Origin of the sequence: Mycobacterium sp. E787, assembly GCF_001668725.1 — a bacterium.
GTDB lineage: Bacteria > Actinomycetota > Actinomycetes > Mycobacteriales > Mycobacteriaceae > Mycobacterium.
Genome location: NZ_LZKL01000116.1, coordinates 19455 through 30507, shown reverse-complemented (window position 1 = coordinate 30507; position 11053 = coordinate 19455). Strand labels below are relative to the sequence as shown.

The 11053-nt window shown below is 71.6% G+C and carries 10 protein-coding genes; 7 read left to right on the top strand and 3 right to left on the bottom strand.

What is annotated here, in order from left to right; genetic code table 11:
• The first annotated feature begins 30 nt into the window (after positions 1-30).
• The 3 genes from A5705_RS22325 to A5705_RS22315 all read left to right on the top strand — a co-directional run bounded on the left by A5705_RS22325 (position 31) and on the right by A5705_RS22315 (position 3868).
• On the top strand, positions 31-939 hold the full coding sequence (locus A5705_RS22325) for an alpha/beta fold hydrolase (RefSeq protein WP_067881158.1): 909 nt from the start codon (positions 31-33) through the stop codon (positions 937-939).
• 22 nt (positions 940-961) lie between these two features.
• On the top strand, positions 962-2383 hold the full coding sequence (locus A5705_RS22320; protein WP_068280096.1) for an acyl-CoA synthetase: 1422 nt from the start codon (positions 962-964) through the stop codon (positions 2381-2383).
• A 207-nt stretch (positions 2384-2590) separates the two neighbouring features.
• Positions 2591-3868 carry an MFS transporter gene (locus tag A5705_RS22315; protein WP_067881320.1) on the top strand — a complete coding sequence of 426 codons (1278 nt, stop codon included), beginning with the start codon at positions 2591-2593 and terminating at the stop codon, positions 3866-3868.
• Position 3869: 1 nt separating this feature from the next.
• Here A5705_RS22315 and dapD read toward each other — a convergent pair whose 3' ends face one another.
• The gene (gene dapD, locus A5705_RS22310) at positions 3870-4823 is read right to left on the bottom strand and encodes a 2,3,4,5-tetrahydropyridine-2,6-dicarboxylate N-succinyltransferase (protein ID WP_156763202.1); all 954 of its coding nucleotides are present in this window, start codon (positions 4821-4823) and stop codon (positions 3870-3872) included.
• A gap of 86 nt (positions 4824-4909) precedes the next feature.
• On the opposite strand from dapD, the gene dapE reads away from it, so the two are divergent.
• From dapE to A5705_RS22295, 3 genes are read left to right on the top strand one after another with little or no spacing between them, the layout of a single operon-like run.
• On the top strand, positions 4910-5974 hold the full coding sequence (dapE, locus tag A5705_RS22305) for a succinyl-diaminopimelate desuccinylase (protein ID WP_067881152.1): 1065 nt from the start codon (positions 4910-4912) through the stop codon (positions 5972-5974).
• Between the two features lie 33 nt (positions 5975-6007).
• Entirely contained in the window at positions 6008-6256 is a 249-nt protein-coding gene (locus A5705_RS22300) for a type II toxin-antitoxin system Phd/YefM family antitoxin (protein WP_067881149.1), read from the top strand.
• A complete protein-coding gene (locus A5705_RS22295) occupies positions 6257-6652 on the top strand; it encodes a type II toxin-antitoxin system VapC family toxin (RefSeq protein WP_068280094.1) in 396 nt (131 codons plus the stop codon).
• A 3-nt stretch (positions 6653-6655) separates the two neighbouring features.
• Here A5705_RS22295 and A5705_RS22290 read toward each other — a convergent pair whose 3' ends face one another.
• Both A5705_RS22290 and A5705_RS22285 read right to left on the bottom strand, forming a co-directional pair.
• A complete protein-coding gene (locus A5705_RS22290; protein ID WP_067881142.1) occupies positions 6656-8155 on the bottom strand; it encodes a cellulase family glycosylhydrolase in 1500 nt (499 codons plus the stop codon).
• 113 nt (positions 8156-8268) lie between these two features.
• The gene (locus tag A5705_RS22285; RefSeq protein ID WP_068280091.1) at positions 8269-10392 is read right to left on the bottom strand and encodes an AAA family ATPase; all 2124 of its coding nucleotides are present in this window, start codon (positions 10390-10392) and stop codon (positions 8269-8271) included.
• 61 nt (positions 10393-10453) lie between these two features.
• Between A5705_RS22285 and A5705_RS22280 the strand changes: the two genes are divergently transcribed.
• Positions 10454-11017, top strand: coding sequence for a TIGR00730 family Rossman fold protein (locus A5705_RS22280; RefSeq protein WP_067881136.1), 564 nt, complete (start codon positions 10454-10456; stop codon positions 11015-11017).
• Positions 11018-11053: the final 36 nt, after the last annotated feature.

Here is an 11053-nt window from a genome sequence, read left to right as displayed (position 1 = left end):
ATCGGCTCGTCACATGCAAAGCTTCTGGGCATGGTCATCGAGATCGCCCGCCCCAAGCTCGAAGGCAACATCGCCGTCGGCGAGGATCGCCAGATCGGCTTCGCCGAGTTCGGTAACCCCCAGGGGCGCGCGATGTTCTGGCTGCACGGCACCCCCGGCGCCCGCCGGCAGATCCCGGTCGAGGCCCGCGTCTACGCCGAACAGCACAACATCCGGCTGATCGGCCTGGACCGGCCCGGCATCGGGTCGTCGACGCCCCACCGGTACGAGAACATCCGGGCCTTCGGCGACGACCTGCGGACGATCGCCGACACGCTGGGCATCGACAAGATGGCCGTCATCGGCCTGTCCGGCGGCGGCCCGTACGCGCTGGCGGCGGCCGCGGTGCTGTCCGATCGCGTGGTGGCGGCCGGCGTGCTGGGCGGCGTCGCGCCCTTCCTCGGTGACGAGGGCATCACCAGCGGCCTGATGAACCTTGGCAAGCGGGTGGCGCCGCTGCTGCGGCTCGGGGGCGACCCGCTGCGTATCGGCGCCAGCCTGGTGGTCCGGATGATCCGTCCCGTAGCGAACCCCGCGCTGTATCTGTACGCCGCGATATCGCCCGAAGGCGACCGGCGGCTGCTCACCCGGCCCGAGTTCGGGGCCATGTTCCTCGACGACCTGCTCAACGGCAGCCGCAAGCAACTGGCGGCCCCCTTCAACGACGTCATCCTGTTCACCCAGGACTGGGGTTTCCGGCTGGACGAGGTGAAGGTCCCGGTCCGCTGGTGGCACGGCGACAGCGACCACATCGTCCCCTTCGCGCACGGCGAGCACGTCGTGTCCCTGCTGCCCGACGCCGAGCTGATCGTGCTGCCGGGTGAAAGTCATCTCGGTGGGCTGGGCCGCGGCGAGGAGATCCTGTCCACCCTGATCAAGATCTGGGACGAGCAGGCCTGAGGCCGCCGGGTAACCTGCAGACGTGCTACTCGCGTCGCTCAATCCCTCGGCCGTTACCACCACCGACATCGCCGACGCAGTGCGGATCGACGGCGCCACGCTCAGCCGCAGCGACTTGGTCGGTGCCGCAACGTCGGTGGCCGAGCGGGTCGCCGGTGCGAACCGGGTCGCGATCCTGGCCACGCCGACCGCGGCCACCGTCCTCGCGGTCACCGGCTGCCTGATCGCCGGCGTGCCCTTCGTGCCGGTGCCGTCCGACGTCGGCGTGGCCGAGCGCCGGCACATGCTCACCGACTCCGGGGCGGAGGCGTGGCTGGGTCCCGACCCCGACGATCGCGACGGGTTGCCGCACATCCCGGTTCGGTTGCACGCCCGCTCCTGGCACCGCTACCCCGAGCCGTCGCCCGACGCGACGGCGATGATCATCTACACGTCGGGCACCACCGGCCTGCCCAAGGGGGTGCAGCTGAGCCGGCGCGCGATCGCCGCCGACCTCGACGCGCTGGCGGAGGCCTGGCAGTGGACGGCCGACGACGTCCTCGTGCACGGACTGCCGCTGTTCCACGTGCACGGCTTGGTGCTGGGCCTGCTCGGGTCGCTGCGGATCGGAAACCGCTTCGTGCACACCGGAAGACCGACACCGGCCGGCTACGCCCAGGCCTGCTCGGAATGGGGCGGAACCCTGTACTTCGCCGTTCCCACGGTGTGGTCGCGGGTGGTGGCCGACCCGTCGGCGGCCGAGGCGCTGCGGCCGGCGCGGCTGCTGGTGTCCGGCAGCGCGCCGCTGCCGGTGCCGGTGTTCGACCGGCTGGCCGAGCTCACCGGGCATCAGCCCATCGAACGGTACGGCGCGTCGGAGTCGCTGATCACCATCTCGACGCGCGCCGACGGCGAGCGCCGCGCCGGCTGGGTGGGCCTGCCCGTCGCCGGCGTGCAGACCCGGCTGCTCGACGACAACGACGCCCCGGTGCCGCAGGATGGGGAAACCGTTGGGCGGCTTCAGGTTCGGGGCCCGATGATGTTCGACGGCTACCTGAACCGGCCCGAGGCCACCGCGGAGGCGTTCACGCCCGACGGCTTCTACCGCACCGGCGACGTCGCGGTGATCGACGGTGGCGGCATGCACCGCATCGTCGGGCGTGAATCGGTCGACCTGATCAAGTCCGGCGGGTACCGCGTCGGCGCGGGAGAGATCGAGACCTCGCTGCTGGGCCACCCCGGCGTGCAGGAGGCGGCCGTCGTCGGGCTGCCCGACGAGGACCTGGGCCAGCGCATCGTCGCCTACGTCGTCGGCTCCTCCGAGCTGCGGGCCGACGACCTGATCAACCACGTCGCCCAGGAGCTCTCGATACACAAGCGCCCGCGCGAGGTGCGCCTGGTGGAGGCGCTGCCCCGCAACGCCATGGGCAAGGTGCTCAAGAAGCAGCTGCTCGCCGAGGGCTGAGTCGGGCCGAACCCGGGCGCGAGCGTGCGCAGATGTACGGCCTCAACGGCGTGTCTATGTACAAACACGCACGCTCGCGGTGAATGGCCCTTAGGCGACACGCAGCGTTTTGCCAGCTTTTCCGTCGAGCGCGACCGTGAACCTTCACCTACCGTCGTAGGCGTGACGGAACTGCCGACGGTCGCGGCGCGAACCGCCCCGACGCCCATGCGGCGGATTGCGGCCGCCTGCCTCGTCGGCTCGGCGATCGAGTATTACGACTTCCTCATCTACGGCACGGCGGCGGCGCTGGTGTTCCCGACGGTGTTCTTCCCCCGACTCGGTTCGACGCTGGGCATCGTCGCCGCGATGGCGACGTTCGCGACGGCGTTCCTGTCCCGGCCGCTCGGCGCGGCCGTCTTCGGGTACTTCGGCGACCGGCTGGGGCGCAAGAAGACGCTGATCGCCACGCTGCTGATCATGGCCGTGTCGACCGTCAGCGTCGGGCTGGTGCCCAGCACGGCCGCCATCGGCGCCTTCGCCCCCGTGATCCTGATCCTGCTGCGGCTCATGCAGGGGTTCGCCGTCGGCGGCGAATGGGCCGGGTCGGCGCTGCTGAGCGCCGAGTACGCGCCCCCCGGCAAGCGGGGCCGCTACGGCATGTTCACCCTGCTCGGCGCCGGCACCGCGTCCGTGCTGGCCAGCGTGACCTTTCTGGGCGTGAACTTCAGCATCGGCGAAAAGAGCGCCGCGTTCATGCAGTGGGGATGGCGGCTGCCGTTCCTGTTCAGCGCGGCGCTGATCGGCATCGCCCTCTACGTGCGGCTCAACATCGACGAAACCCCGGTGTTCGCCGAGGAGAAGGCCCGCAACCTGGTCCCCAAGGCGCCGCTCGGGGAGCTGTGGCGCGTGCAGCGCCGCGAGATCCTGCTGGCCGGCGGCAGCCTGCTGGGCGGATTCGGGTTCGGCTACCTCGGCCACACCTACCTCCTCATCTACGCCAATTCCCACCTCGGGTATACGCGTGGCTTCATCTGGTCGGTGGGCGCGTTGACCGGGCTGATCAGCATCGCCACGGTCGCGGCCTCGGCCACCCTGTCCGACCGGGTCGGGCGCCGCCGCCTGATGCTGCTGGGCTGGTCGATCCTCTTGCCGTGGGCGTTCGTGGTGATGCCGTTGCTGGACACCCGCAACCCGGCGCTGTACGTGGTCGCCGTCGTCGGCATGGCCGTCGGTGGTGCGATCGGCTCCGGACCCACCGCGGCCTTCATTCCGGAGCTGTTCGCCACGCGGTACCGCTACAGCGGATCGGCGCTGGCCCTCAACCTCGCCGGCGTCATCGGCGGGGCCCTGCCGCCGCTGCTCGCCGGCTCACTGCTGGCGACCTACGGCAGCTGGGCGATCGGCCTGATGCTGGCCGCCCTGCTGGCGGCCGGCCTGTTGTGCACGTATCTGTTGCCGGAAACCATCGGGACGACGATGGGGGCCGGAAGCGAAGACCGGTGACTCAGTTGGCGTGCAGGTCCTCGTTCAGCGCGATGCCCTGACCGTCGCGGGCCACCACCTCGACCGCGCCGGTGACCGAGTTGCGCCGGAACAGCAGGTTGTTCGCCCCGGAAAGCTCGCGGGCCTTGACCGCCGCGCCGTCGGGCGTGGTGACCTTGGTGCCCGCGGTGACGTAGAGGCCGGCCTCGACGATGCAGTCGTCGCCCAGGGAGATGCCCAGGCCCGCGTTGGCGCCGAGCAGGCACCGCTTGCCGATCGAGATGACTTCGGTGCCGCCGCCGGAGAGCGTGCCCATGATGGACGCCCCGCCGCCGATGTCCGACCCGTCGCCCACCACGACGCCGGCCGAGATGCGTCCCTCGACCATCGACGCCCCCAGGGTGCCGGCGTTGTAGTTGACGAAGCCCTCGTGCATGACCGTCGTGCCCGGCGCCAGGTGCGCGCCCAGCCGCACCCGGTCGGCGTCGGCGATGCGCACCCCGGTCGGCAGGACGTAGTCGACCATCCGCGGGAACTTGTCGATGCCGTTGACGGTCACCGTGCCGTGCCGGCGCAGCCGCGCCCGGACCGCCTCGAAGCCCTCGATCGCGCAGGGCCCGCGATTGGTCCACACGACGTTGGTCAATACCCCGAACAGGCCGCCGGCGTTCAGCCCGTGCGGCGCCACCAGCCGGTGCGACAACAGATGCAACCGCAGGTAGGCGTCGTAGGCGTCGGCGGCCACGTCGTCGAGCGAGCCGATGACCGTGCGCACCGCGACGGTCTCGGTGCCGCGGTCGTCGTCGCGGCCGAGCAGCGCGGCCAACTCAGGGGGGATGTCGGACAGCGCCAGCCGCGACGTCCCGCCGATGCCCGATTCCGTCAGCTCCGGGGCCGGGAACCAGGTGTCCAGAATTGACCCGTCGAACGCCAGCGTCGCCAGCCCGATACCCGCAGCTCCAGTCACGGCGGACACGCTACTTGCCTGGGGCGAGCAGACACAAAAGCCCCCGACACGCCGATGAAAAGGGGGCTTTTGCGTCTGGTGGGCAGAATGGGGGCGTGCTGGACTTGCGCGGTGACCCGATCGAGCTGACCGCTGCGCTGGTCGACATCCCCAGCGAATCGCGCGACGAGGCGCGCCTGGCCGACGAGGTGGAGGCCGCGCTGCGCGCCCAGGCGCCGGGTTTCGAGATCGTCCGCAACGGCAACGCCGTGCTCGCCCGCACTTCGTGGGGCCGACCGTCGCGGGTGCTGCTGGCCGGCCACCTCGACACCGTCCCGGTGGCCGACAACCTGCCCAGCCGTTTGGACGGTGCCGACCTGTACGGCTGCGGCACCGCCGACATGAAATCCGGTGACGCGGTCTTCCTGCACCTGGCCGCCACCGTGGCCGACCCGGTGCACGACCTGACGCTGGTCTTCTACGACTGCGAGGAAATCGACGCGGCCGCAAACGGTTTGGGCCGCATCGAGCGCGAGCTGCCGGACTGGCTGGCCGCCGACGTCGCCATCCTGGGCGAGCCCACCGGCGGCTACATCGAGGCCGGCTGTCAGGGCACCCTGCGCGTGGTGATCAGCGCCGCTGGCACGCGCGCCCATTCGGCGCGAGCCTGGTTGGGCGACAACGCCATTCACAAGCTCGGCGCGGTGCTGGACCGGCTCGCCTCGTACAGCCCGCGCCGGGTCGACATCGACGGCTGCGAGTACCGCGAGGGCCTGTCGGCGGTGCGCATCGACGGCGGCGTGGCCGGCAACGTGATTCCCGACGCGGCCTCGCTGACGGTCAACTTCCGCTTCGCCCCCGACCGCTCGGTGGATGCGGCGCTGCAGCACGTGCGCGACGTGTTCGACGGGCTCGACGTGCGCATCGAGCAGACCGATGCCGCGGCGGGCGCGCTGCCCGGCCTGTCGCAACCCGCGGCCAAGGCGCTCGTCGAGGCCGCCGGTGGGCGCGTCAGGGCGAAGTACGGCTGGACCGACGTGGCGCGGTTCGCCGCGCGGGGCATCCCGGCGGTGAACTTCGGTCCGGGCGACCCCAACGTGGCGCACGCGCGCGACGAGCGGGTGCCGGTCGCCAACATCACCGCCGCGGTGGAGATGCTGCGGCGCTATCTCAGTGCGTAGCGCGCTGTAGCACAAAGCGCTACACTAACGGGGATGGTTCGGACAATCGCCCAGCGTGAGCTGCGAAACGACAACGCCAAGGTGATCGAAGCGGTGACGGCCGGTGAGACCTTCGTCGTAACGCGAAACGGCGAGCCGGTAGCCGAGCTCCGTCCCATCAGAGCCGGCCGTCGCTCTTTCATCTCGCGCGACGAAGTCGCGGCGCTGGCGGCGTCCGCCGTGCGGATCGACCATCGCCGGTTTCGCGCCGATCTGGACCGTTTGATCGACCAGGGTCTCTGAGTGTCCTCGGGTCTGGTCGACACCTCCGTGGTGATCGACTGGCATGACCCGGCCGTGGTGGCCGCGCTTCCCGACGAGATCGCGATATCTGCAATCACCGCAGCCGAATTGGCATCCGGTCCGCATCTGGCCGCGAACGCGGTGGAGGCGGCGAAGCGTCAGGCGCGGTTGCAGGAAGTCGAATCCGTACTGGAGCCAATCCCGTTCGACGCGACCGCCGCGCGCAGCTACGGGCTCGTCGTTGCCGCGGTGGTTCGAGAGGGACGAAAGCCCCGGAGCCGATTCGCCGACTTGCTCATCGCGGCCACCGCACACGCGCGTCGCCTCGACCTCTACACCCGCAATGGCGATGCCTTCGCGGGACTGGAAAACCTTATTCGCGTAGTCGCCATTTGAGCATCACGACGGCGCCACGACCACGTCGACGGCCGCGGCCCCCGGATTGGCCACGACGGCCAGCACGGGGGCGTTGGGCGGCGAAACCACCTGTCCGCCTGTGACATTCACCTGATAGCCGTTCGGATACTCGACGGGCGGCACCGAGATGAACGTCTGGGCGCCGGGCGCGAAACTGCCCCCGCGGTCGGCCCGCTCGGTCGTGTAACACAGCCGGAAAACGCCCGACCGGAACGACCACTCCCGCGGCGTCCCCGCCACCACCTGCGGGTAGGGGGAGGCGAGCACGGCGAGCTTCGCGGTGTTGACGTTGGCGCCGGTCGGCGGCAGCGCGGGGTTGAACACCAGCGCCTGGTCGGTCGGCGAGGAACTCGTCTTGTCGTTGCCGGTGTAGGCCCACTCCAGCCAGCCCATCCGCTGGTGATCGGTGTGGCGCATCACCTCGGCGAGGTTGTTCAGGTCGTTGGTGGCGCCGAACTCCGTCAGCAGCGGCGGGATGTGATGGAAGTCCGCGTAGAGGTTGGCGTTGGTGATCGTCAGGCCGTCCTGGAAGCGGCAGGTGATGTTCTTGTGCAACGCCGACTCGATGGCGCAGTAGTCGTGGAACGAGAACCCGGTGCTCGGGTCGACCACCCCGCCGAGGTCGGTGTGGACGCCCTCGTCGGACAGCGTGTTCGGCTCGAAGAACACCAGCGTGGTGGGGTCGGCCGCGCGGATCACCGGCACGACCTTCCGGTAGAACACGGTCAGCTTGTGGTCCTGCACCGGGCAGCCCAGCACGAAGTTGAAGCAGCCCTCCCAGATGAAGCCGGGCCACGGCTCGTTCAGCACCTCGTAGCCGAACACGCCGGGGTTGCCCCGGAAGAAGGACGCGACGTGCGCCCAGGCGCGCGCGTAGTGGTCCTGCAGCCCGATCCCGTCGGGCGCCGGGGCGTTCCGCCAGAACGCGCTCCACGCGTACTCCTCGGCGGGGTTGAGGAAGTAGTTGCCGGGGAAGCCGAGCTGCGGGTTGGGCAGGCCTGCCTGCGCCACCGCCCAGCCCGGCGCGCCCTCGCCCTGGAACGCCTCGTTGTACAGATCCTGATGGAAGTCGAGCAGGCTGACGATGCCGTGCGACGCCAGCGTCGCCACGGTCTGCGCGATCGAGGCGAGGTAGTTGTCGTCGTAGCTGAGCGGCTGCGGCTCGACGGCCGCCCAGATGACACCCAGCCGCATCGCGTTGAATCCATTGGCCTGCAGGAAGGCCGCGTCGTCATCGCCGAACCCGTCGGCCGACGGCTCGTACGGCGGCACCTTGTACACCTGGTTGAGCCCGTGCAGGATGACGACGCGCCCGTCCGCGTCGGTCATCCAGCGGCCGGCGTGGCCGAGCGGCAGCGTCGGCGCGGTGGCCGCCGCCCGGGCGGCCGGTGGGCCGACGACCGAGGCCGCGTCAGTCGTCAGCGCGGCGATCAGCAAACCGGCCGCGAGCAGTCTGGCCGCACGCGAAGGGCGGATACGCATCAGCCTCCCACCGCCGAGCGAAATCACTTTCGGAAAGAGTGAGGCGTCATGGTCACCGCGTTGACACGGCGGTGTCACGGTTGGCGCACAATGCGGCGCGCCCGTTTGCGGTGCTAGGCGCCGAGGCGGCCCGCCTGCGCGGCGGCATCGGCCGCCGCCGCACGCATCCCGACCGCCGCCAGCTCGTCGGACACCGCCCGTAGCGCCGCGCCGTCGCCGGCCGCCAGGGCACGCGCGTGGGCGAGGGCGAGCCGCCCTGCCGCACAGTCGATCTCGCCGCACAGCCGGGCGAGCGGATCCCCCGCGCGGGTGTCCCCGAGGCGGACGGCCTCGTGCCAGGCGCGCAGCGCCACCGCCGATTGGCCGCCGCGTTCGGCCATCCGCGCGGCCTCGCGGGCGGCGGCGACGGCGCCCCGGGCGTCGCGCATGGTGACCAGCCGCCACGCCCGCGCCACGCCGAGCTCCGGGGCGAACAGTGCGGACTTGGTGCCGTGCCGGGATTCGGCCCGGCTCAAGGCTTTCGCGGTCGCGGCGGTGTCGCCCTGCTGGGCCAGCGCGATGGCCAACAGCGTCAGCGACAGCGGCCCCCACGAGTAGCCGGTGCGTTGCAGGATGGCGGCCGCCGGGCCGAGCAGCGCCACGGCGCGGGCGAAGTCGCCGTCGGCGATCAGCACATGCGCCAGCAACACCTCGCCGATCGCGCGGCCCGGCTGCTGCAATTCGGCGAAGTCGGTGAACTGCTGCGCCAATTCGCGCGCCGGGGCGAGCTCGCCCGCCATCAACAGCGCGGTCGTCTGGCCGAGCCCGATCGTGAAGCGCAGCAGCCCGGGGTGCTCGGCGGCCAGGGCGCGCTGCGCCAGCGGTTCGACGTCGCCGAACCGGCCCTGCCGCGCGGCGCAGAGTGCGGACGCGCTGGCGGCCCAGGCCACCGCCTGGTCGTCGGCCGACGGCGACCCCAGCACCTCGCCGGCGACCTTGACCGCGTAGCCGACGTTGCCCGCGTTCATCGCGAAGGTGGCGCCCAGCGCGTCGAGCGTGGTCCGCGGGCCCGGGTCGGACACCCGGCCGCGGATGGTCCGCAGGAACGCGGTGGCCCGTTCGGGTTCGCTGAGCATCCAGAACTGGTTGGCGGCCCGCAGCAGGGCCCAGTCCATCAGCGCCGGCTCGGCCAGCGCGCCCGCGTCGACGGCGGCCAGCACCGCGTCCGCCTCGCGGCCGCGGCCCTGCCAGGCCAGCGCGTGGGCCAGGGCCAGCCGCGCCGCCAGGCCCCCCGACCGCTCCAGCGCCGAGCGGGCCAGCCGTTCGCCGAGCGCGAGGTCGCCCAGCCGCAGCGCCTGCTGCGCGGCGGCGGCGACGTCGGCGGCCCGCTGGGGGGTGTCGCTGTCGAGCGCCAGGTTCGCCAATCGCAGCCGGTCGCTGAGGTGCTCCGACGGGTGCCGCGACAGCACCTCGACGATCTCGGTGCGCCGCCGGCGTGCGTCGTCGGCGCCCAGCGCGGCGAGCGCGCGCTCGGCGAACAGCGGGTGCGCCGTGTACACGACGGGGTCGTCGGAACGCCCGCCGCGGTCCCGGGTCTCCGCCGCGCCGAGGTCCACGGCCTCGCTGGCCGCGCCCGGGCCGGCGAGGGCCGTGAGGTCGGCGAGCGACAGCGGTTCCTCGATGGCGAGATAGTCCAGCACGACCCGCGCCGCGGCCGGTAACTCGGCGAGGAAGGCGTCGACCTCGGCGGGGGTGGTCACTCCGCCGGGTGCCTCGATGTCGATCCGGTCCAGCAGGCCGTCGGTCCACAGCGCCGCGACGGCCTCGGGCGCCACCTCGGCGCGGGCGGTGACGATCATCCGGGCCGTGCCGGCCAGCGCCAGCTGGTACACCAGCGTGGCCGACAGGACGTCGAGCTCGTGGGCGTCGTCGACGACGAGCAGCAGCTTGCTTTCCCCGTAGCCGCCCAGCGATTCCCGCGCCGCGCGCAACAGCGCCGCGGGCTTGCCGATCTCGGAGATGGCGACCAGGTGGCCGAACGCCCCGAAGGGGACGGGCCGCTCGGTCGGGGTGCCGGTGACCCAGCGGGTCAGCGTGCCCGGGTGGGCGCCCGCGTAGGCCTCGGCGGCCAACCGGGCCAGGGTCGATTTGCCGCACCCGTCGGGGCCGAGCACGACGGCGCCCCGGCCGGCCGCCAGCGCGTCGTTCAGCCGCTGCAACGCCTCCTCATGCTGGGGGACGTTCCATCGAATCGGCACCCGCCGGATTTTATTGCGCGTGGTGTGCGAGCCGCATCGGGTGTGGTCTACCTTTCGTTCTATGCCCTCCGAACGCGATCCGTCAGCCGCCTGGGCGGTGTGCGTGTATTGCGCGTCGGGCCCCGAGCACCCCGAATTGCTTGCGCTCGCTACGGAACTCGGCGAGGCGATCGCCGAGCGCGGCTGGACCCTGGTGTGGGGCGGCGGCCGGGTCTCGGCGATGGGCGCGGTGGCCGGCGCGGCGCGGGCCCGGGGCGGGCGGACCGTCGGCGTCATCCCGCAGAACCTGATGCGCCGCGAGGTCGCCGACGCGCGGGCCGACGAGCTGGTCGTCACCGACACCATGCACGAGCGCAAGCACGTCATGGAGCAGCGCGCGGACGCGTTCGTCGTGCTGCCCGGCGGCGTCGGCACCCTCGACGAGCTGTTCGACGCCTGGACCACGGGTTATCTCGGGGTGCACGGCAAGCCCATCGTGCTGCTCGACCCCTTCGGGCACTACGAGGGCCTGTGGCTGTGGCTGTGCGGATTGGTCGACAGCGGCTACATCGCGCAAGCCGCGATGGACCGGTTGGTGCTGGTCGATAAGGTGGGTGCCGCAGTGGAGGCGTGCGCACCCGCCTGAGTTTGCGGACAGGCGCCCAGGGGAATCGAGGATGAC

Coding starts and splice junctions, on each gene's coding strand:
- A5705_RS22325 (WP_067881158.1), top strand. CDS start 31: ATGGTCATCGAGATCGCCCGCCCCAAGCTCGAAGGCAACATCGCCGTC.
- A5705_RS22315 (WP_067881320.1), top strand. CDS start 2,591: ATGCGGCGGATTGCGGCCGCCTGCCTCGTCGGCTCGGCGATCGAGTAT.
- A5705_RS22300 (WP_067881149.1), top strand. CDS start 6,008: ATGGTTCGGACAATCGCCCAGCGTGAGCTGCGAAACGACAACGCCAAG.
- A5705_RS22290 (WP_067881142.1), bottom strand. CDS start 8,155: ATGCGTATCCGCCCTTCGCGTGCGGCCAGACTGCTCGCGGCCGGTTTG.
- A5705_RS22280 (WP_067881136.1), top strand. CDS start 10,454: ATGCCCTCCGAACGCGATCCGTCAGCCGCCTGGGCGGTGTGCGTGTAT.